Raw genomic sequence first — 22,746 nt, forward strand, 5'->3', positions numbered from 1 at the left:
TCGCGCAAACCGGCGTCCACGTCGCGCGAAGACGCGCTAGGCGTGGGCCGGCGCGCCGAGCTGGACAAATGCATCGAGTTCAGGTGCGAGCGCTTCCTGCCAGGTCGGCATCGTCACCCCGAACTGCGCCTTCAGCCGCGACAGATCCAGCCGCGAATTGCCCGGGCGCACCGCTTTGGTCGGGAAATCGGCCGTGGCGATCGGAACGACGTTCTCGACAGCCAGCGTGACGCCACGTGATTTCAGTCCGTCAACGATCGCACGCGCAAAACCGTGCCAGCTGGTTTCGCCGGCGCAAACAAGATTGACGACGCCGCCCCGGCGCACGAGCTGATCGTGCAACGTGGTGACGTTCGGCAGCACGATGCCGGCAACCGCGCCGGCGATCGCGCGTGCCGTCGTCGGCGCACCGATCTGATCGGCCACGATCCGCAGCTCCTTACGCTCGCCGGCGAGCCGCGCGATGGTCCGCAGGAAATTCGTGCCCGTTGCGGCATAGACCCATGAGGTGCGCGCGATGAGATGCGCGCCGCCCGCCGCCTGGATCGCGACGTCGCCGGCAAGCTTGCTCGCGCCGTAGGCCGACAGCGGCTCGGTCGGGCTGTCCTCGCGCCACGGCCGGTCGCCCGAACCATTGAACACGTAGTCGGTGGAGAAATGCACCAGCGGCACGCGGTTCGCCGCAGCCCATTTGGCGATCGCTTCAGGTCCCTTCGCGTTGACCAGGAACGCCAGCTCGCGCTCGTCCTCGGCGCGGTCGACCGCGGTATAGGCCGCCGGATTGAAGATGAGATCGGGCTTCAGGCTTTCAAGCTGGCCCGCCAGCTTTTCCGGCTTCGACAGATCGAACTCCGCGGTCGGCGGCGCGATGACCGTGCCGTGTCCTTCCAGCAGCGGCTTGAGCGCACTGCCAACCTGGCCACGTGTTCCCGTCAACAAGATCCGCATCAGATTTGTCCGTAGGTCGGAAGATTGCTGGCGTCGGCCAACAGCGGTGCGTCGGCATCCTTGGCCGACAGCTGCGGCTTGTCGACGCCCCATTTGATCCCGATCGCGGGATCGTTCCACCGGATCGAGAGCTCGTCCTTGGGGCTGTAGAAATCGTCGCATTTGTAGAAGAAGTCGGCGGTTTCCGAGAGCACCACGAACCCATGGGCAAAACCGCGCGGCACCCACAATTGCCGGCGGTTCTCCTCGCTCAATTCGACCGCGACATGCTTGCCGAAATTCGGGCTGCCGAGGCGCACGTCGACGGCAACGTCCAGCACCTTGCCGCGCAGCACGGAGACGAGCTTGCCCTGGGTGACGGGGTTTTGCAGATGCAGCCCGCGCAGCACGCCATAGGCCGAGCGGGACATGTTGTCCTGCACGAAGGGCCGCGTGATGCCGTGCTCGACATAACGGGGGAACTGGTAGGTCTCCAGGAAGAAGCCGCGCTGGTCGCCGAACAGCTTCGGCTCGACGATCAGGACTTCGGGAAGTTCGGTCTTGATGACGTTCATTTAACAAGGGTTCCGATCTGCGCAGGCCCGAAATGTTAATTCGCTCTCATAACAAACTTGTGCGGCGCACGCTATATGTTATGTTTTGATAATCAAACTGTGAGGGACCATGAAGGGCATTATCCTCGCCGGTGGAACCGGCTCGCGCCTCTACCCCGTGACTACCGTCGTTTCCAAACAGCTGCTGCCGGTGTTCGACAAGCCGATGATCTACTATCCGCTGTCGACGCTGATGCTGGGCGGAATTCGCGACATTTTGATCATTTCGACGCCGCAAGACAAGCCGCTGTTCCAGCGCCTGCTCGGCGACGGCCACGAGATCGGCATCCGCTTCTCCTATGCGACGCAGGAGACCCCGCGGGGTCTGGCCGACGCCTTCATCGTCGGGCGCGACTTCATCGGCGATGACTCCGTCGCTCTTGTGTTAGGAGATAACATTTTCTACGGCCACGGCCTGCCGAGCATGCTGTCGGCCGCCTCGGTCCGCAAGAAGGGCGCCACCGTGTTCGGCTACGTCGTGAACGCGCCGGAGCAGTATGGCGTGGTGGAACTGGACAGCACCAACCGGGCGCTGTCGATCGAGGAGAAGCCGAAGCGGCCGAAATCCAACGTCGCCGTCACCGGCCTCTACTTCTACGACAATGACGTGGTCGACATCGCGGCCGGCATCAAGCCGTCGCCGCGCGGCGAGATCGAGATCACCGACGTGAACAAGGCCTATCTCGAGCGCGGCGACCTCTATGTCGAGGTGCTCGGCCGCGGTTTTGCCTGGCTCGACACCGGCACCCATTCCTCGCTGGTCGAGGCGAGCCACTTCGTCCAGATCCTGGAGCAGCGCCAGGGCTTGCGCATCGCCTGCCCCGAGGAAATCGCGCTGCGCCAGGGCTACATCTCGCTCGAAGCCTTCGCGAAGGTGGCACAGAAGACCGCCAAGAGCAGCTACGGCGAGTATCTGCTGTCGGTCTATCGCTCCTTCCAGGGCCAACCCCGCACTGCCGAGGTATTGAAACATGCGGTTTAAGGGATCGACGATTTTCGTCACCGGCGGAGCGGGTTTCATCGGCTCCGCCGTGGTCCGTCACCTGCTGCGAGACACCCACGCCCGCGTCGTCAACATCGACAAGCTGACCTATGCGGCAAACCTGGCATCGCTGCCCGGCTCAACCGAGAGCCTGAACTATACGTTCGAAAAGGCCTGCATCTGCGAGGCGCAGAACCTGCGCCGGCTGTTCGAAAAATATCAGCCCGACGCGGTGATGAACCTTGCCGCGGAAAGCCATGTCGACCGCTCGATCGACGGCCCCGGCGAATTCATCCAGACCAATATCGTCGGCACTTTCACGATCCTGCAGGAGACGCTGCGCCATTGGCGTACGCTTTCGCCCGAGAAGCGCGACCAGTTCCGCTTCCTGCATATCTCGACCGACGAGGTGTTCGGTTCGCTCGGCGACGAAGGCCTGTTTACCGAAACCACGGCCTATGCGCCGAACTCGCCCTATTCCGCCAGCAAGGCATCATCAGATCATCTGGTGCGCGCCTGGCACGAGACCTACGGGCTGCCGACCCTGGTGACCAACTGCTCCAACAATTACGGGCCCTATCACTTCCCGGAGAAGCTGATCCCGCACATGATCATCAAGGGGCTCGCCGGCGAGCCGCTGCCGGTCTATGGCGACGGTCAGAACATCCGCGACTGGCTGTTCGTCGAGGACCACGCCAAGGCGCTGACGCTGGTGCTGGAGCGCGGCGAGGTCGGCGAGACCTACAATGTCGGCGGCCGCAACGAGCGCACCAATCTGCACGTGGTCGAGAGCATCTGCGACCTGCTCGACGAGGTCGCGCCGGCTGCGGCAGGCCCGCGGCGTCAACTGATCAATTTCGTCAAAGACCGGCCTGGCCATGACCGCCGCTACGCCATCGACGCCACCAAGCTCGAAACCGAGCTCGGCTGGCGCGCCGAGGAGAATTTTGAAACCGGCATCGCCAAGACCGTGCGCTGGTATGTCGACGAGCAGCCATGGTGGCGCGCGATCCTGGAGCGCGGCTACAAGGTCGAGCGCGTCGGGCTGAACCAGTAGTCGCCGATCTCTCGCGAGCGCCCGGGTTCAAGGATGTGAACATCCGGCGCTTGCTCGAAATGCCAGAGGCGGTCTTGCGGAGGGACGTTGTCCAAGCAGGAAGCCGGGAAGCGCGATGACGATTCAACCTCATCGCCGTTTGACGAGCCACATCCGCCTTCCGCCAATGGTGGGCGCCACCCACCAGAGCAATCAAGAAACGACAGGATTCGCCATGAATGTCGCAATGGACGGTCAGGAACTGACACTGTTCAAGAGTTTCGTGGATATCTCGACGCGCTATCTGGAATTTGGCTCGGGAGGAAGCACCTGGCTGGCCTGCCAAACCAAGAAGGAGTGGGTCATCTCCATTGATTCCTCCGAGGAATGGCTCTCCAACGTCGGCGACGCCACAAAAGGCGCAAGCACCAAACCGCTGCTGCTGCACGTCGATATCGGCAAGCTGCGCGAATGGGGTCATCCGGCGGACCGGGAGCGAGAGAGCTCGTGGCCCGACTATCACGAACTCGTCTGGGAGCGTCCGGAAAGCAGGACTGCCGACCTGTATTTCATCGATGGCCGGTTTCGCGTGGCCTGCTTCGTGCAGTGCGTGCTTCACGCCGCACCGGGCGCCTTCATTGCAATTCATGACTTCGAGAACCGCCCCCACTACCATCCGGTGCGGACGGTCGCCCGGGAAATCGCGCGTGCCAACAACATGTCGATCTTCCAGAGGCCGCCGAGGATCGACGTCGACGCCGCGCAAGCGCTGCTGCAGAAATACCGACTGGAGCCCCTGTAGCCGACCGCTGCGATCAGGGATCGCTGCAAGCACCCCACGATTTATCGGGGCGCTCGCCTGCCGCCCTCTACCAGGCGAGCGGGGCTAACGTATTTGGAAAATCCTGTGCGCCGCGTCTTTGCGGCCATCCTTCGCGACGCCGCCCATGGCAGGCACCTCCAGCGACAAAGGCAAAACCTTTGCGCGGGGATGAGGCGTTGTTTTTGTGGCAGAGCTGTAGACCCTCATGGCGAGGAGCGCCGCTTGCGGCGCGTCTCGAGCCACGAGGCCAGACGCTTGCACGGTCGCCGAAGGGACGCCTGGGCGATAGCCCTCCCCCAGCGAGGAACATCGCTGTTCCCCAGATTCAGCTCGGGATCAGTTTCTTCAGCTCCGGAAGAAATCGTTGAATCGTTGCGTCTTCAACGTCATTGCGATCGCGCAAGGTGAAGAACTCCATCGCGCGGATCTTTTCAGGATCACCATCGGCCAACGGCCTGCCGCGCTCGCGCTTCTTCAGCAATTGCTGCCTCGACTTCGTGTAGTAGTGATTAATCACGAGCTTGTTCCGCTTTGGAGCGGTAATGCGCCCGCCGATCGGAAACACAGGCGTGCCGTCTTCCTGGACGTAGCAACCCAAAATCAGGGATTGATGGGGATGCAGGTAGGCCACGATCGTGTCGGGCCTCAGGATCGACTTCATGATGAAATGATCCGGGAAGTCGTCCGGCGCCCGACGCGTGAAGGACTCGATGCACAAGCCGGCCGGCCTCGCGTCGTGACCGTTCGATCCGAAATTCAACCACTGCACCGCCACGGCCGGCGCCGGCCCGACCTCCGCCAGGACGTCCTTGATGTTGCCGGCCTCGGTCGGAAACAGATACTCATCCGCATCAATGAAGGCGCACCATTCCGAACAATTGCGATAGCTGTCGATCGCATGCGAGAATGCGCGCATCTGACCGAATTCCCCTGCGACGAAATGATACGTGATCATTTCGGGCCACGGGAAGGACTCGATGACGGCATGCGTATTATCGGTGCTGCCGTTGTCGTAAAGGTAGAAGTGATCGACCCCTACCAGTTTGTGGAAGTGCAGCCATTCCAGCAGATCGTCGCCCTCATTCTTGATGGCGCACACCACTGCGAGGCCGTGCTTCTTGCGATCGATCCCGGCATAGAGCTTCCTCGCCTCCATCACGCGCAGGAGGCCGGCAAACTCTCGCCGCAGATTTTCACTTTTCGGGGCTGCAGCGAGCGCGGAAAGATAGACGTCCTGCGCTTCGGAGGCGGCTCCCATGTTGAGATCCGCGATCGCGAGGCGATGCAACACCCGCGAGTCGGACGGCAGCTGCTTGACGAGGTCGAGAAGGATACCGCGCGCTCCGGCGAAATCACATGCCTGCACAAGCGCCGCCGCCTTTGCAAACTGGAATTCCCTGTAATCACCGAACTGCTGCTCCAACTGCTTGACCGATTGGATCAGTTCGTCGGGATTCGGATTTGCGATCCGCCCGGAAAAGAATTCTCTAAGCCTTGTCTCGATCTCACTTGCTGGAAGCGTATCGAGATTCACGCCTGAGCTGAAACTAGACAATGCTGGAATTTCCATGTCCAACCTGCGCCGCTCCCCACGAGATCAACAAGCAATTAACATTGGCTCGCACCCCGAATTCCCTACTAACGCACTTATTTTGCGAGATTAAGGCTATAACACGAAGTGCTCACACTTAACTGTTGTAAGGTTATTTCGAGGAAAATCAATACAATAGAGCAGAGAGGCTTGGTGTCGTTTGCACGAAAATCGTGTCACGGGACGGGAACGATCGGAGATCGCCAATGGACAATAGGAACGAAGCAGCTCGGAAGCCGTTCGCGCTCACGCGAAGGATGTTTTTAACATCACTATCCGCAAGCTTCCTGCCCGGCGCGCTCAGCGTCTTGGGTTCCGGGCAGTCTGCCGCGGCCCCGGTCCCTCACAGGCCGCTCGTGGGCGCAATTCGATGGGACGCCTGGTATTCACCGGGCTCGCAACCAACCGAGGCCGTCAAGCAATCGCTCGCCCCTGAAAGATATCGTTGGCGGACTCCCTTCTTCGGGACGCAGGTGAACCGCGCGCCCAACACGCTTGATTTCCCGACCTCGATCGAGAACGAGATGGATAAGGAGATCGACCAGGCGATTTTTGCCGGACTGGATTATTGGGCATTTGCCGCCTACGGGGCCAACCATCCGATGTCGAAAGCCCTTTACGAGTTCAGGGCACGTCCCAAGGCCGCCAATCTCCGATACTGCATGTTCACCGAGCTCGGCCGGTGGGGATCGCTGGCCAAGCTGTCCTCGCTCCCCCACGAGCACATCGGCCTGATGGCGGACAAGAACTATCTGAAGGTGGAGAACGATCGGCCGCTCTACTTCCTGGGCTTCATCAAGGGTGCAGATGTGCAGCGAAGCTGGGGAGGTGTGGAAGGCCTCCGGAGCCAGTTGAGCAAGTTCAAATCCGACGCGAACGGAGCTGGTCTCGCGGATCCCTACATCGTGCTGGCAGGAGACATGAAATTCCTGAGCCAGGAGGCCGCCAATGTGGGCGCCGACGCAGTCGGGTCGTATGCGCTGACAACCGGCAACGGCCGGGGAAGCTTTGCCGATCTCGCGAAATATGCCGAAAAAGGCTGGAATGATCTGGCCGCCAGCCAGCTCCCCGTTGTGCCCACGGTGATGACGGGATGGGACAGGCGCCCTCGCATCGAACACCCCGTGCCCTGGGAGACAAAGCAGCGTCCCGGCGACGGGATCACCAATTTCTATACAGCTCCGACCAAGAAGGAATTGGCTGGCCATCTGGCGCAATCGATCAGCTGGGTGAACAGCCGCGCACCCGATCGCCGGGCGCCCGCAGTACTGATCTATGCCTGGAACGAAAATGACGAGGGTGGCTGGCTGGTCCCCACCATGCCTTGTCAAACCGATCGCCTCGAAGCGCTACGCGAAGTGTTGAAAGCGACTGCGCAGTCGTCGTCCAAGAACCTGTGTTAGATCGCCTTGGCGCGAACCGCGTGCCGGCATCCGTGAAGCAGGTGCGCCGAACCTGAAGCCCCGCTCCGTTCCGATTCGATCGGAACGGACAGCGCCGGCCTTACGCGCCTTGATCAGCGCCAGCGAAGCGGCCTGGTCCGATCGTTCGACTCCACGGTCCGATGCTCCAGATGATACGGCGCGTAGATCTGCTTCACCCAATAATTGAAATTGGGATGCAGCTTCACGAAGTCATAGAATGAATCGCCGAAATTCGACGGACTGAGGCAGGTCTTGTTCTGAGGCCTCGACGCGATCGCATTCAGACAATACGACTCCATGCAGGCCTTGGTCTCGCTCTCCGCCACCTTGCTCAGACTTCGGAAACTGTTGGTTGAATGAAGCCGATACAGATAGCGGTCGGTCTCAAGGTAGGTCGGCTCGACTTTCGTTACGGCGCGCAGGGCGAAGTCCCAGTCGTGGCAGTATTTGAGATCGGCGAGCCAGCCGACCTGCCGCAACAGCTCGCGGCTGAAGACAAAGTTTCCGGTTGAGGCCGCGATCTGGGAATCCAGGAACGTCCATGACAATGGCGTGCTGGCAATTTGAGCGCGGTCGATTGCATAGCGCAGGCGTGTCGGAAACTGATAGTTGGCGATCGACTTGCCGTGTTCATCGATCGGCTCGACCGCCGAGAAGCCGAAAAACAGCCGCTCCTTGCCACACTTGTCCGCGAACTGTCGAACCCGATCCCTGGAAAAGGCGTCGTCCGAGTTCAAAAGGAAAATCAGGTCGCCGCCGGTCAGCGACAATGCTCTGTTCCAGGTGTAGTGGGCGCCCAGATTTTGCGGGTTCTTGAGCAGCTTGCAGGAAACAAAGCGCTTCCCAAACGACTTCTTCTTGATGACCTTCTGCGCGACCTCAAAGCTCTTGTCCGGCGAATTGTCGTCCACGATGACGAGTTCGAGGTCGGCAAAGGTCTGTTGATAGACAGTCTCGAGGCATTCCTCGAGGTACTGTTCGTGCTTGTAGCAGGCGATGACGACACTTGCGAGCATAGCCGGCCTCAACGTCTCACGATGATCGAGTGACGCGACCTCACGAGGAGACTGGCTCCGTCGCCGACCTCCAGGACCGCGAGTTGATACTCACCATCCGCCAGATCCCGAATCGAGAAGGACACCTGAAAACCGAAATAGGAGTCCTTGCTTTCGGCCTTCATGTATTCCTTCACGTCGACGCGCTCGTGCCAGTCAACGATCAGACAGTACCCGCTGTTCGCTGCATTCTCCGCGGCAAGCGACGACAGGACCAGGAAGCCCGTTCTTTGCCTGCTTGCTTCGAAAGCAGTGCCCGCACAGATCCATCCGCGCACCACTATCTCGTATCGCGGATCGGCGATCACCCGCTCGCTCGTTTGGGAGTTGATGTTTTCAATGACCAGCAACGAGCCCACCGGACCATCGGACGCGCCTTCTGCCTCGACCGGGACGCCGCTTCTGATACGCTGCACCCCCGACTGACCGAGACCCGATCGATGCAGGTTTGCCAGCACCTCGACATGCGCGGATGATTCCTTCACCGCCCATTCGAGCTCCTGCCTGCTCAGGCAATCCAGAAGGTCCGGAGTATTTCGAATCTGGGCCGAAATAGGCTCCGCCGAAGCGACCCGCCGCACGACCTCCAGAAACGCGCGTCCATAGCGCGAGTCCGGCTCGAGATGAGCGCCCTCCGCCCACTCGTTCCAGGAATTGATGAAGACCAATGACTCGGTAAAGCTGTTGCCCTTCGCCCGCAGGGTCGCGTCGCGAAGCCAGACCTCGAACGCCTCCGGGCTCGACCTGGTAAAGACGTGACCGCGCGCGCCCTTGCGCGGCGTATTGTCCCAGCGCGGCATCACGGCGGGAAAAAACGGGAAATCGTAGCTCTTGCCGAGAGACGACCGCATGGCGTCGACATAGTCGTACACCTTTCCGGCGAAGGTCGCCGGTGCGTGGACGTCGGTCGGCGGCACCTCCCTCGTCGAGACCGTGTGCGGCGGAAATTCGATTGCGGCATCACAATTGACGTCTCGCGGGTCGAACTCTCCGAACGTCATCGCGTTGCAGATCAGAAGCTCACCGATCCCGAGCTCTCTGGCTCGCTTGCGCCAGATCTCGAACAAGTGCTGCTTGTCCGGCAACAATGACGGCCGGTAGATGACGATGATCTTTCGACCATCGACGGTTATGTAGCGCTCATCGAGCAGCAGATCGGCCATGTCGTCGATAAAGCGAACATCATCGTCCAGCGAGTGATTCTGCCCCAGCAGCAGTTCGGCATCCGAACCGTCCCACCGGCGGGACCAGTTCTCGTTTGCCCAGCAGATGCAGAACGGCAGGTTCGGCTCTCCGTCCTCAAGCATGAGCTGGAGCGGCTTTTCCAACAGCCTCCGACCCTGGAACCAGTAGACGTAGTAGCAGAACCCGTCGACGCCGTATTTGCGCGCCAGGTCACCCTGCTGACGGCGCGTTTCCGGCAGCCGGACATCATAGAAGCCGAGATCAGCCGGCAGCCATGGCGATTCGTGCGTGGGGAATTGCGCGCGCATGCGCGCGACGTTGGTCCACTCGGTGAACCCCGGTCCCCACCACCGGTCATTTTCTTCAAATGAATGGAATTGCGGCAGGTAAAAACAAATGTAGCGCACCTCCTTGCTGGTGCCCTCCGCAAGTCCGGTAACGACCCTGCCGTCGTTGTTCGGAAACAGGAGATCGTCGTAGTCTTCGGTCGAGAAGCCGAGCGCAACAACTACCTCGCTTGGCGCGAAGTTTTCGAACAGGGGTATCTCGTAGTACTCGCCGTCGTTCAGGCTGACGCGGAGATAGATCTGCGCATGCTTGGGTTCGACCAGCGCGTTTCTCAGCGCGCGTGCGAGGCGGCGGCGCACGCCGCGCGTCGATAGATTGATCCGAAATCCGGGACGCCCGATCGCGCTCTGCTTGCCGATGCTGGCCGGCGCCGGTCGGCCTGTCCGTCCCTCTTCGACACAATGCGAAGCGACAAAGAGCGCGATCGAGACGGTCGAAGCAGGCGATTGAGCGTCCACAATCCAACCGGAAATCGCCCGCCCAGAATACTCGAGGATAGCGCCGCGCAATCTTGGTCCGGATTGAAGATCGCTTACATCCGGATCCAGGAACACGCTCTGCGAATGATCGTCCTGCTGAACCGGACTGGCAACGGGCTGCATGTCCCTTGTGTCCCTGACGCTCCGTTCAACAATCTTGTTCATTGCCACTCAATCTCCTGCCAACGTTTAACGTTGGTCCCAGTTCTTTCTCGGTGAACCAAAAGTTCGATTCCGAGATCACGTTGTTATTCAAGCACACCCAAGATCGATGACCTCCCGGTGCTATCGGTCATCTTCACACAACCAATGATACATGGAAGGTTTGCTCCGCGACCGCAACATTAACGCAATCTCTCTGTCGTCGATATGAAAGTCATCGTTCGTCTTGCCCAGATTGTCATCCAGACGTGCCCGCTTCCGTGCCTTCGCGCCCAACAACAAAGCCGCCGATCGTCTCTGCTTTAGCTGCGCACGACGAGAGGCACGCATCCAGCAACATCAGCCGACGCTCTCGCCCATCGCCTGCAGGCGGCGCAGCGCCCCTTCGTTGTTCCGCTGTGCCGCTTGTCGATACCAGCGCAGCGCAGAATCGCGGTCCTGCGCGACGCCGCTGCCGGCGCGCAGCGCATCGCCAAGCGCGAGCTGGGCTTCCACCATGCCCTGCTCCGCAGCTGCCTTGAACCATTCGGCCGCCTTCGCCGGATCGGCCTCGCAGCCCTGTCCGCGCCCCAGCATCGCGGCAAGGTTGTATTGCGCCGTCGCATGGCCCTGGCGCGCCGCCGCCTCGTACCACCTGACGCCCTGGGCAAGATCCTGCTCGACGCTCTGCCCGGTGCAATACATCACCGCAAGCTTGAACTGCGCTGCGGCGTTGCCGCCTTCGGCAGCCTTGACGATCCAGCTTGTGGCGGCCTGCGGATCCTTGAGGCTGCTCTTGGGATCGGAATACAGGAGCGCCAGGCTGTGCTGGGCCTCGACATGGCCGGCACTTGCCGCACGCTTGAACCATTGGGCGGCCGCCGGTAGATCGACGGGACCACCTGATCTCCCCATGTGAAGCCCGCCCAGCTGGAATGCCGCGGCGGAGTGACCGACCTCAGCGGCGTCGGTCAGCAGCGTGCGTGCCTGCGCAAGACGCGCTTCGGATGGGTCATCCTGGATCAGAAACACGGCATAGGCCGTCTTCGCATCGGCGTCGCCGCCGTTGGCCGCCTTGCTAAGCCATTCGGCTGCCCGCGCCTGGTCGCGCGGCACGCCGTTACCCGCCGAGTAGAGCCGGCCGAGCTGCACGCCCGCGGCGCTGATGCCGCCCTCGGAGGCGCGCTCGAACCACTTGATCGCGGTCGCGGCGTCGCGCGTCACGCCGTTGCCGTTGAGGTAGAACACCGCGATGTTGTGGGCCGCCGTGGCATGGCCGTTCTCGGCCGCGCGTTCGAACCACTTCGCGGCCTGGCGGATGCTGGGCGCAACGCCGGTGCCGGTGGCATAGAAGCGCCCGGTAAAGAACTGCGCCTGCGCGTCGCCGCGCTCTGCCGCCTTCTCGTACCAATACGCCGCCTCGCGCAGATCCGGTTCCGCAGCAGTGCCGAGCGCATAGAATTCAGCCAGCGCCTGGATCGCCGGCAGGTAATCCTTCCGTGCCGCCTTGCGCAACGCGGTCTCGGCCTTGTCGAGATCCTTGACGGTCCCTTTGCCGCTCAGCCGCAGCAGCGCGATGTTGTAGAGCGCGATCGTATCGTCGTGGGCGGCCGCACTCTGGAACAGCCGCGCGGCCTCTTCAGCGTTCGCGGGGAGGCCGGTGCCCTTGAGGCTCATGAACGCGAGCGCAACCTGTGCGCGGACATGCCCCTGCTCCGCAGCTTTCTGATACCAGGCCGCGGCCTGCGCGAAATCAACCGGAACGCCGCGCCCTTGATAATGCACGTCACCGAGTGCGAATTGACCTGACGCCGCGTTCTGCTCGGCCGCGGCCTGGTACCAACGCAGGGCAGTCGCGTGATCCCGCGCGCAGCCTTGCCCGTTGGCGTACATGTCACCAAGGATCGCTTGCGCCTCCGCCTTGCCGGCTTCTGCCGCCACCGACATCCAGAGGAAGGCGATGTCGAGATCCCTCGGTACGCCGGTCCCGTTCGGGAACACCAGATCGTGGACGCTGGCGGCCTTGTCACCCAGACGCGCCGCAGTGGACTGCCGCCACATCTCGGGCCTGTTCGGTCCGACGGCAGCCTGGACGCCGTGGAAGTAGATCAAGCCAAGCTGGAATTGCGCATCGGTATGTCCGCTCAGGGCGGCGCGGTCATACCACGCGACCGCGTCCGGAAGGCTGCCGATAACACCCTCGTTCTTCGCATAGAGCAGTCCGATCCGGTAATCCGCCTCCGGATTGCCCGCTTCCGACGCAAGCCTCCAAAGGCGGAACGCCTCGAGATATTGCCGGTTCTCGTAAGCCGCCAATCCCCGTTCAAACGGCTGTGACTCTGAACGGGACGAACCGGATCGGAACAACTCAAGCAGGGATCGCGCCGATACCGTCATGGCTCACGCATAGCTTCTTTGGCACTGCGCAGCATGCCGCCGAGCAGATACATCGCCACCGAGCGGGTGCCGACATTGACATCGCCCTGCAGCGTCATGCCGGGGATGAGGCGGAAGTTCTTCGGAACATCCTTGAAGTTGGTCTCGTCGACCGAGCACCGCGCCTTGTAGAAGGCATCGACGGCCTTTCCGTCATCATCGGTCGTGAAGGCACCTTCGCTGATCCAGCGAATCTTGCCTTGCGCCGTACCGTGCTCGGCCGCGTTGAAGGCATCGACCTTCATCGTGCAGGGGTCGTTCGGCCGAACGAAGCCGACATCGCGCGACAGGATCTGGATCTCGGCCTCGAGCCGCGTCCTCAGCGGCATCAGCGTGATGAAGGGATCGCCCGGCTTCAGCACGGATCCGACCGAGAGCTTGGCGAGCGTCAGCACGACCGATGGCTCTGCCGCCGTCCACCGCACGAGGTCCTGGTGCTTGGTGGCCTTGTCAAAGGATGCGCGGGCCGTGTCCAGGCTGTTGCGCGTCGTGACCAGATCCTGGCTCAGCTGCGCGTTCCACTGCTCGATGAAGGCCTTGCGGTCCGCCTTCAGCGAGTCCAGCTGGTGTTGCGCTTCCAGCAAGGTGTTGTGCGTATTGTCGATCTGACGCAACAACTCCAGGCGGGTATCCTGCGATAGATAAAGGTTGAGCTTGGATCCGCTGCCGCTTTCGGCAAGCGTCGAGCGCATGTCCTCGATCTTGCTGGCGATCTCGGCGCGTTGACCATACCGCTCGTCGTCCTTTCTCGCCTTCTGGATCGTCGCTTCGGTCTGACTGATCTTGGAATCGTAGCTCGTCACCTGCGCGTTGTACTGGGCAACGCGCTGGTCGTAGAGCGCCTTTTGCAAGGCGTTGTACTTGGTGGCCTCCGGATCCTTGGTCCCACCAAATGACAACGGTTTTCCGGACAGTTCGGCCTCATCGCGGGCCACCTGCGCGTCAAGGCTCGCAACCTGCGACTTGTACTGCGTGACGTCGGCCGCGGTGAAGGTCGAATCGAGGGTCGCAAGCAGCTGCCCCTTCTCAACCTGCTGACCGTCCCGAACATCGATCGTCTTGATGATCGACGCGTCGAGCGCCTGCAGCACGTTGATCGAATCGACGGGAACGATCCTGCCGCCCACGCTCGTGATCACCCGATCGAGGCGCGTGAGGCACATGATCGCCACAAGCGATACCAGGAACGCCGACAGCACGAAAAGCGTCGCGCGGGCCAGTAGCGGCTCGGCGGCCTCGCGGATCGCGTCGGTCTCGGACTGGAACTGGCGAACGGTCGCGAGCGAAGCTTGGTTAGGAGACAAGGGTCGGGCTCCTGAAGTTCTTGTCGCTGCGGCCCGTCGGAACAAGGTGTGTATTCTGCTGGTACCAGAGCGAGCTATAGATGTCGTTTCGTTCCAGAAGTTCATCATGACGTCCGATATCGTTGACCACGCCGCGATTGAGCACGAGGATCGCATCGGCCTTGGTCAGCGACGACAGGCGGTGCGAGATGATGATCAGCGTGCGGCCATGCGCAATCCGCGAAATGTTCGCGTTCACGATGGTCTCGCTCTCCGCATCGAGCGCGCTGGTCGCTTCGTCCAGGATCAGGATCGGAGGATTGACGATCAGGGCACGCGCGATCGCAAGCCGCTGACGCTGGCCGCCGGAGAGATTGGTGGAACCCTCGTAGATATAGGTCTCGTAGCCTCGCGGCAGCTTGTCGATGAATTCCTCGGCGCCGGCCATTCGCGCCGCCCTGACAACGTCGTCGAAGGTCGCATCCGGCTTTGCGGCGGAAATATTCTCGCGGATGGTGCCGCTGAACAGGAAGTTCTCCTGCAGCACGACGCCCACATTGCGCCGGAGATGATCGACATCGTATTCGCGGACATCGATACCGTCGACCTTGATCAGACCGCCATAGTCGGAGTGCAGGCGCTGCAACAGCCGGGTGATCGTGGTCTTGCCCGAGCCGCTCTTGCCCATCACGCCGAGCGTGGTGCCGAGGGGAATCTCGAAGGAGACATTGTTCAGCGCCGGCGACACCGCGCCCTTGTACTTGAATGTGACACCGGAGAACTCGATCAAACCCTTCAGCGGGTCCCTCACGCCATGGCCGGAACGTCCCTCTTCCGCCGGCTGATTCACCAGCCTGCCGACGATCGTGACTGCGGTGCGCGCCTCGTCATACTGGTTGATGAGCTGAGCCATCTGCATCAGCGGGCCGGCAACACGTTGCGACAGCATCAAAAAGGCAAACAGCGCCCCGACATAGACCGGATCGCCGCTGCTTACCGCCAGGTAGACACCGAACGCATAGGGAGCACTCACCGCCAGCCGTTCGAGGGGACGCACCAGCGTCTGAATCGCAGTTCCGGTCAAGCCTTCCGCAAGACGCGCCTTGGCGACGCGCGCCACCAGCACATCCCACATGTGCCGCTGCCGCGTATCAAGCGCCAGCGACTTGATGGTCCTCATGCCGTTCAGGCTCTGGATCAGAAACGCGCCCTGCGCGCCCTCAGCCGCCAAAGTTGCCGAGGACTTCTTCCGGTAGGCCGGCAGCATCAGGACGAGCCAGGTAACGATCGCTCCAGCAAAAGCCAGAACCATCAGCGTCATGATCGGGCTGAAGAAGAACATGACGGGCAGGAAGAAAAAGAGCGTCGTCGAATCGAGAACAGTCCCGAACAATTGCCCGGTCAGAAAGCCACGAATCCGGAACACTTCGCGGATGTCCCGGGAAATCAGGCCGACAGGGTTCTGTTCGAAGTAATCGATCGGCAGATTGAGGACCTTCTCGAACACGTAAGTCGACAGCTTGACGTCAATGCGTGCCGTCAGGCGCTGCACCAGATACTGCCGCAGGAACGTGAATGCCGCCTCGAACAGGATGACGACGAACATCGCAACACACAGCACGTAGAACGTGTTGTAGGCCTTGTAGAAAATGACCTTGTCCGAGAGCAGCCGCCAGAACATGATCGGCGCCAGGCCCATAAAGCCCAGGATCAGCGCCGCGATCGCGACGTCGCGCAGGATGCGCCGTTCGCGAAACAGCAAGGCGACGACAAAACCCAAGCTGAACGGCTGGGTCTCGTCGGAAATCTCGTAATCGCGTTTGGCCATGACGACATCGCCCGACCAGATGTCCTCAAAACGCGGCTGATCGATCACGAGCAGGGCATCCTCGCTCGCGTTGGGATCCCGCAACACCACCCGGGTGCTGTTCTCATCGCCCTCAAGGCGCAGCAACACCATGTGGCTGCCGTCGCGCAGGCGAACGATTGCCGGCAGCGCCCGCTTGAGGTGGCTCAGGCCCTTCCAGTCCAGCTTGACGGCCTTTGCCGTCATGCCCGACGAATTCGCGCACTTCAGGAGCTCGGGGAGCGTGACTTCCTGATCGCGCAGGAGATTGTCATGGATGAGCTGGGACGTGGTGAGGTGCAAACCATGCTGTCTTGCAACGATGACGAGACATGCGAGGCCGGTGGGTGGCAGGTCGTCCACCGAAGCAGCGCCGACGAGCGAGAGGTGTGTGGTCATGGATGCCTCGAAGTTTCGACTGCGCAGATCCGGTTCTCAGCGAACTATAACTTATCATTGTTAGTTCGCTAACGCAGCATTTTCAGCAAGCCAGCCAAAAATATATGTATCGAGAAGGTTTGAGAAGCCTGTCCCGACATTGCTGCGGATCGGGTTTAACCACGGAATCTTATAACATTGTTTAACATCGACAACCGTCAGGCGGCGCTGACGGTCTCCCGGAAGTCGAACCCGCAGGCCTCCAGGAGCGGCCGGATCCGCCCATCATCGGCTTCCGGCATCAGCGCCAATGCGCAGATCTCGAAATTCCCGCTGCGCACGGAGACGGTCGGAAACCCGGCGCTGAGCAGCAGGTTCCCCATCCGGTCGGTCGAAAAGCCGGTCTTGTGCGCCATATGATGACGCCCCTGCTCGATTGCGCCGGAATGTCCGTAGATCATGTCCAATGGCCGGATCGGACCGGCCGCCGAGACATAGGCGATCGCACCGAGACCTTGAGTCAGCATGTGCTGGGCCACTGCCTCGAGATCGGGCGACATGATCAGCGCGAATCCGTCCGGCTTGAGGACCTCGCGGAACTGGACAAAGGTCGGGTGAATCTCATGGGCATAGAGGTGCTCCATCAGGTGGGAACACCAGATCGCGTCGAACGAGGCCGGCGGGAACAGTTCGGAGAGATCGGTGATCGATCCGACGATGTCCGGATCCACGTCTGCGTCGACATCCAATCGAATCTCTTCCCACTCAGGCGATGTCAGGAGCGGCTGGATCCGCTTGGCAACCGTCAATCCAGCACCGGCATTCAGCATCTTCTTCTTGGCCAATTCGAGAGCTCCACGCGTTGGTCCGTTAAGCGGCTGATTTCTACAGCGATCGCTTATCTTGACTGATGTTACCAAGGCCGTGGAAAGCTATTGGCCACAGTTCCATCGGGTCAAGCAAGCTTCCCGGCTTTACAAAAGCTACGTGGTCCGAATGTGACAAAGTAACTTCTAACATCCGTCGACGGGAAATGCCTGGCGCGGGACTTGTAATGGAGATCAGCCATTCGAGCGGGTCGATCGACAAAGCTCAGCATGTTCGGATGCAAAAGAAAGGCGCCGCCTCGGCCAGGTTGAGGCACCGTCGTCGTTTGGTGCAGACCCAGGATCTTACAGCTTGGTCCAGTGACCATCGTTGAAGATCAGGTATTCGATGTTGCTGATTTGGGTCACCTGGCCATTGCTGAAGGTGATGTCCAGAGAGCCGTTCGATCCGGAGCTGATGTCGGTCACGTCGGTCGAGGCGTGATCGAGGAAGGTCAGCGAGTCCCTGCTGCCCCCACCGCCGTCGATGCTGTCGCTGCTGGTGGCGTTCTTCAGGTAGAAGTAGTCCTGACCACTGCCGCCAACCATCGAAGCCGTACCGGTGGCGAAGCCGACGAACGAGTCATTGCCGTTGCCGCCGATCAGCGTCTGCGTGCCCGAACCGGCGACCAGCGTGTCGCTGCCGGAGCCGCCATACAGCGTGTCGTTGCCCGCGCCGCCGTAGAGCGAATCGTTGCCATCGCCGGCATAGAGCGAGGTCGCATGCGACGCGTCGCTGCCGGAGTAAAGCACGTCCTTGCCGTCGCCACCGTACTCCGCGACAGTCCTGGCGCCGCCGACCAGGAGGTCGTTGCCGGCACCGCCGTAGAGCGTGTCGGCACCCGCACCGCCATACACCGAGTCGCTGCCGGTACCACCGTCGAGAAGCGAACCATGCGATGCATCCGAGTGCGAGTAGAGCGCGTCGTTACCGCGGCCACCATACCCCGCAACAGTCCCGGCAGCGCCGATCAGCAGGTCGTCGCCGGCACCGCCGTCCAGCGTGTCGGAACCGATATTGGCAGGATTATACCCTGCACCGGCAACCAGCGTGTCGTCGCCCGCACCGCCATCGAGCAACGTGCCGAGCCCATAACCGGCGCCTGACTTGAGAACGTCGTTACCGCTGCCACCGTACTCCGCAACAGTGCTGACGCCGCCCTGCAGCAAGTCGTCGCCGGCGCCGCCATCCAGCGTGTCGGCGACGCCACTGGCACCGCCCTCCAGCGTGTCGTTGCCGTCACCGCCCGACAGCATCGAACCGCGCCCCGCAAACAGGTCCGCGTAGAGTATGTCGTCGCCGGCGCCACCGTAGAGCTGACAGCTGTCCATGCCGGCAACCAGCGTGTCATTGCCCGCGCCGCCGTCGAGAATCTCGTTGCCGAAACCTGCGCTCAACCAGTCGTCACCGGCGCCACCAAACAGTTGATCGTTGCCCCAGCCACCGAACAGCACATCGTTGCCGGTACCGCCGTAAAGCGTACTGGAAATGCTCGTATCGAACACCGGGCCGCCGGACAGCAGCGTGTCGTCGCCGCTACCGCCAAACAGTTGCGCTGAGCTACCGCCCCAAAGCCAGTCGTTGCCGGCGCCACCGTCCATCGTTTCGTGACCCACGCCACCGCCGTACACCGTGTCGTTGCCGGCACCGACGAGGACCGTCGTCCCGCGGTTGTTGTTGAAGGTGACAACGTCGTTGCCGGCGCCGGTCGCGACCAGCACCGGGGCGGCGCCGTTCACCGTCAGCGTCACGTCGCTCTTGGTGGCTTCGATGATCGCCTTCAGCTTGGCGTCAAGCTTGATCGTATTGTTCGCGTTGGTTTCGATCAGGACATTGGCGTCCGGATCCGGGTTGCTGATCCCGGCGCCCTCCTGGACCGGGATCGTGGTGCCGTCATCCGGCGAGGTGTACCCGATCCCCGCCGTGATCAGATAGTCGAGGATCTGTTGCCGGGTTGCGTGATCGATCGTGGAGCCGATCGCTGCCTTGAGCCCCGTCTGGTTCAGGTTTTGCGTCACCATCGATGGAGCCCCTGCTTGAACGCGCTACATCATCGCTAAGCAAACGCTTAAATTATCTCGATGACTCACAATTGGAGCAGGCTGCAACACTCCGAGATTATCAGACAGCATTTCAGAACACCACCTGCAATCGCAAAAAAGCGCCGCCTCAACCAGGGTTGAGGCGGCGCCTTCGTTTAGTGAAGACCTAGTTTGTGAAGACCTGAGATCTTACAGCTTGGTCGAGTGACCATCGTTGAAGATCAGGTATTCGATGCTGCTGATCTGGGTCACCTGACCATTGCTGAAGGTGATGTCCAGAGAACCGTTCGATCCGGCGCTGATGTCGGTCACGTCGGTCGAGGCATGATCGAGGAAGGTCAGGGAGTCCTTGTTGCTGGCACCGCCGTCGATGGTGTCGCTGCTGGTGGCGTTGGACAGATAGAAGTAGTCCTGACCATTGCCGCCGACCATCGAGGCCGTACCGGTGGCGGAGCCGACGAACGAGTCGCTGCCGTTGCCGCCGATGAGCGTCTGCGTGCCCGAACCAGCGACCAGCGTGTCGCTGCCATTGCCGCCATACAGCGTGTCGTTGCCGGCACCGCCGTAGAGCGAGTCGTTGCCGTTGCCGCCGTAGACCGCCGTCGCGTGCGATGCATCGCTACCGGAGTAGAGGATGTCGTTACCGTTGCCACCGTACTCCGCGACAGTCCCGGTGCCGCCAACGAACAGATCCTTGCCGTCGCCGCCATACAGCGTATCGGCGCCGGCGCCACCGTAGAGCGAGTCGGCACCGTCACCACCCCTCAGGACCGAGCCGTGCGACGCATCCGAGTTCGAGTAGAGCGCGTCGTTGCCGGCGCCGCCGGAGAGCAGATTGTTGCCCGTGCCGCCGACCAGCACGTCGTTGCCGCGACCTCCGACCAGATCGGACGAGGTCCCGCCGTAGAGCGTGTCGTTGCCGGCGCCGCCGAGCAGCGTGTCGGAACCAGAGCCGAACAGCAGATCGTTGCCGGTGCCGCCGTCCAGCGTGCTGTGACCGGAGGCATTGTCGACGAGCACGTCATTGCCGGCGCCACCGCTGATTGAATCGTGCCCCGACCCGCCGAAGACGGTGTCATTGCCGGCGCCGGTGAGAACCGTCGTATCGCCGGTGTTGTTGATGAAGACCTGATCGTTGCCGTCGCCGGTTGCGACCAGCACCGGGGTGCTGCCGTTGACCGTCAGCGTCACGTCGCTGCTGGTGGCTTCGATGATCGCCTTCAGGTTGGCGTCAGTGTTAACAACGTTATTGGCGTTGGTCTCGATGAGAACATTGGCAGCCGGATCCGGGTTGGAGATTCCGGCGCCGACCTGGACCGGGATCTCCGTTCCGTCATCGGGGCTGGTGTAGCCGACCCCTGCATTGATCAAATAGTCAATGATCTGTTGCTGGGTCGCGTGATCGATCGTCGAGTTGATCGCGTGTTTGAGGTCGGTTTGGTCGAGATTGTAAGTCGCCATCGAGGTAGCCCCTGCTTGGGATACGAGGATTCAAGCCGCTCGCCCACACGTAAGCTGTTGAATCACAACTCGTTTGTTGCGACGCAGCTCAAATGTGGACACACGTTACGAACTTGTTAAGTCCATTGTTAAGTCCGCGGTATGCGAGAGTCAATCAGCAATGTGCTATTAACGTCTGGTTCCGTGAGGTTTTTGCGAGACTTAACGCAATTTCAGGCGCGCGCTAACATTCAGCGCAGGCAAGCCGCCAATGTTAGCCGCGGCGCAAAAAAGGGTAGCGATTATACGGGGTTTCACGGGGGCTCGGGTTGGCGCGAGCGCACCGAATTTCGCAGATGTTGTGCGCGCTTCGACGCGATTTTCTGTTCTGAAAAAATATTTCTGCACCGCGTGAGAGCTTTTCCAAAAAAGCGTCAAACTTCACAACCGGCGGGTCGTCAGCCGAGTGTTATGACGCTGCCAGGTTGCAATTTGTGAGCTTCAATCGGGCGAAATTCGTGGAATCAACCGCAGAATCAGGGCCGCTCGACCACCAGGCCAAACCCGGCGTGTCGTCCGCCCGACGCCGCAATATAACAAATTAACACCAGATTTGCCGCAATGTGTTAGCGACTCCGGCGTGGAAACGGCGCGACGATGCCCGATTACCCGCGGAGTGCCGATTTGCGGCGATCATCCGCCGACGGTACGCGCGTATATCGCCTCGAGCAGCCGGCGGTTCTCGTCCGGCGCATAGAGCTCGAGATAGGCGGCCCGTGCGGCCCGTCCCCATGCAGCCGCCAGATCGGGGGCGCCGACAACGTCAGCGATCCGCTGCCGGAGCGCGGCCGCGTCGCCCGGCGGAATCAGTGCGCCCGTTCCGCCATCGCTCACCACCTCGGCAAGCCCGCCGATCTCGGACGCAATCACCGGCGTCCCGCGCGCGAAGGCCTCGACCACGACCATGGGAAATCCCTCGTACCACAGCGACGGCACCACCAGCGCCTGCGCCTTGGCCATTTCTGCAAACACCTCCTCGCGCGAGATGGCGCCAAGGAACGTGACGTTGCCGCTCGCACGGGCCTTCAGCGCAGCCGCCTCCGGCCCCTCCCCCGCAATCCGCAACGGCACGGCTGTGCCCGCAACGGCCTCGAGCAGCACATCGATGCCCTTCTCGCGGCTCAGCCGTCCGACATAGAGCAGCCCGGTGCGCGGCGCCGCTGGATCAGGTGCCCCCGGGTCGGCCATGAAGTTCGGCTTCACATCGATCCGGCCGGCGTCGAAGCCGGCCTGCGTGAACAGATTTCGGGCAAACTGCGTCAACGTGATCAGGCGCAGGCCGGGACGCGTCCAGGTGCCGCGGCGCTGGTGCCGCGCGATCATGTAGGCGGAGGCCAGCGAGCCCGGCAGCGATCCGCGGTAGCAGCGATGCACGACACCCCACAAATGCCCACCGTCCAGGCACTTGTGGCAGATGCGGCCGTCGCGCAGCAGCATGCCGCCGGTGCAGATGGTGCGATAATTGTGCAGCGTCGCCACGGCCGGCACGCGCTTTTGCCGGCACAGATCGAACACCGCCGGCGAGAGCAGCGGGAAGAAATTGTGGACGTGGACGATGTCGGGGCGGAAGCGATCGATCGCCTCCGCCACGCGCTGCTTTCCCTGCGCATTGTCGGCGATCGACAGCGTCGTCGCGATACGCGCGGCCAGCGAATTGATCGCCTCGTTGCTCACCGTGAGCGTTTCGACGCTGTGGCCTGCGTTGCGCAGCAGGTCGACTTCCGCTTCGAAGACGACGTCCTCGCCGCCGCGTCCCTGATACCTGTTGTGCGCGACGAGAATCTTCATG

At 61.6% G+C, this 22,746-nt stretch carries 16 protein-coding genes; 4 read left to right on the forward strand and 12 right to left on the reverse strand.

The features are described from left to right. Positions 1 to 36 precede the first annotated feature (36 nt). Positions 37 to 948 (reverse strand): dTDP-4-dehydrorhamnose reductase, encoded by a 912-nt coding sequence (gene rfbD / locus K359_RS0128485; RefSeq protein ID WP_029082370.1) that lies wholly within the window; start codon positions 946 to 948, stop codon positions 37 to 39. After that, a complete protein-coding gene (rfbC, locus tag K359_RS0128490; protein ID WP_029082371.1) occupies positions 948 to 1,502 on the reverse strand; it encodes a dTDP-4-dehydrorhamnose 3,5-epimerase in 555 nt (184 codons plus the stop codon). Before rfbC ends, rfbD begins: the two co-directional genes overlap by 1 nt. Positions 1,503 to 1,611: 109 nt before the next feature. Between rfbC and rfbA the strand changes: the two genes are divergently transcribed. The 3 genes from rfbA (at position 1,612) to K359_RS0128505 (ending at position 4,361) form a co-directional block, all read left to right on the forward strand. After that, the gene (gene rfbA, locus K359_RS0128495; protein WP_029082372.1) at positions 1,612 to 2,523 is read left to right on the forward strand and encodes a glucose-1-phosphate thymidylyltransferase RfbA; all 912 of its coding nucleotides are present in this window, start codon (positions 1,612 to 1,614) and stop codon (positions 2,521 to 2,523) included. Continuing rightward, complete coding sequence (gene rfbB, locus K359_RS0128500; RefSeq protein WP_029082373.1) at positions 2,513 to 3,580, forward strand: dTDP-glucose 4,6-dehydratase; 1,068 nt, start codon at positions 2,513 to 2,515, stop codon at positions 3,578 to 3,580. The genes rfbA and rfbB overlap by 11 nt, the downstream gene beginning before the upstream one ends. 115 nt (positions 3,581 to 3,695) lie before the next feature. Further along, positions 3,696 to 4,361, forward strand: coding sequence for a hypothetical protein (locus K359_RS0128505; RefSeq protein WP_245284742.1), 666 nt, complete (start codon positions 3,696 to 3,698; stop codon positions 4,359 to 4,361). 346 nt (positions 4,362 to 4,707) lie between these two features. Here K359_RS0128505 and K359_RS0128510 read toward each other — a convergent pair whose 3' ends face one another. Further along, entirely contained in the window at positions 4,708 to 5,937 is a 1,230-nt protein-coding gene (locus K359_RS0128510; protein WP_029082375.1) for a glycosyltransferase family 92 protein, read from the reverse strand. Positions 5,938 to 6,179: 242 nt separating this feature from the next. Between K359_RS0128510 and K359_RS0128515 the strand changes: the two genes are divergently transcribed. Beyond that, on the forward strand, positions 6,180 to 7,376 hold the full coding sequence (locus K359_RS0128515) for a hypothetical protein (protein ID WP_051346462.1): 1,197 nt from the start codon (positions 6,180 to 6,182) through the stop codon (positions 7,374 to 7,376). Between the two features lie 113 nt (positions 7,377 to 7,489). Here the strand turns inward: K359_RS0128515 and K359_RS0128520 are convergent, their stop codons facing one another. The 9 genes from K359_RS0128520 to K359_RS0128560 form a co-directional block, all read right to left on the reverse strand. Continuing rightward, the gene (locus K359_RS0128520; RefSeq protein ID WP_029082377.1) at positions 7,490 to 8,413 is read right to left on the reverse strand and encodes a glycosyltransferase family 2 protein; all 924 of its coding nucleotides are present in this window, start codon (positions 8,411 to 8,413) and stop codon (positions 7,490 to 7,492) included. A gap of 8 nt (positions 8,414 to 8,421) precedes the next feature. Next, entirely contained in the window at positions 8,422 to 10,629 is a 2,208-nt protein-coding gene (locus tag K359_RS0128525) for a glycoside hydrolase family 99-like domain-containing protein (protein ID WP_029082378.1), read from the reverse strand. Positions 10,630 to 10,965: 336 nt separating this feature from the next. Then, entirely contained in the window at positions 10,966 to 13,002 is a 2,037-nt protein-coding gene (locus K359_RS0128530) for a tetratricopeptide repeat protein (protein WP_029082379.1), read from the reverse strand. Next, entirely contained in the window at positions 12,999 to 14,345 is a 1,347-nt protein-coding gene (locus K359_RS0128535) for an HlyD family type I secretion periplasmic adaptor subunit (RefSeq protein WP_029082380.1), read from the reverse strand. The genes K359_RS0128530 and K359_RS0128535 overlap by 4 nt, the downstream gene beginning before the upstream one ends. Continuing rightward, positions 14,335 to 16,569 (reverse strand): peptidase domain-containing ABC transporter, encoded by a 2,235-nt coding sequence (locus tag K359_RS0128540; protein WP_029082381.1) that lies wholly within the window; start codon positions 16,567 to 16,569, stop codon positions 14,335 to 14,337. Before K359_RS0128540 ends, K359_RS0128535 begins: the two co-directional genes overlap by 11 nt. A 197-nt stretch (positions 16,570 to 16,766) precedes the next feature. Continuing rightward, positions 16,767 to 17,378, reverse strand: a complete 612-nt coding sequence (locus K359_RS0128545; protein WP_029082382.1) for a class I SAM-dependent methyltransferase — start codon at positions 17,376 to 17,378, stop codon at positions 16,767 to 16,769. Between the two features lie 342 nt (positions 17,379 to 17,720). Next, positions 17,721 to 19,436: a calcium-binding protein gene (locus K359_RS0128550; RefSeq protein WP_029082383.1), complete on the reverse strand. Its 1,716-nt coding sequence runs from the start codon at positions 19,434 to 19,436 to the stop codon at positions 17,721 to 17,723. A gap of 210 nt (positions 19,437 to 19,646) precedes the next feature. Next, complete coding sequence (locus K359_RS0128555; protein ID WP_029082384.1) at positions 19,647 to 20,918, reverse strand: calcium-binding protein; 1,272 nt, start codon at positions 20,916 to 20,918, stop codon at positions 19,647 to 19,649. Between the two features lie 672 nt (positions 20,919 to 21,590). After that, positions 21,591 to 22,745, reverse strand: a complete 1,155-nt coding sequence (locus tag K359_RS0128560; protein ID WP_029082385.1) for a glycosyltransferase — start codon at positions 22,743 to 22,745, stop codon at positions 21,591 to 21,593. Position 22,746 lies beyond the last annotated feature (1 nt).

The sequence above is a fragment of the Bradyrhizobium sp. th-b2 genome, assembly GCF_000426785.1.
GTDB lineage: Bacteria > Pseudomonadota > Alphaproteobacteria > Rhizobiales > Xanthobacteraceae > Bradyrhizobium > Bradyrhizobium septentrionale.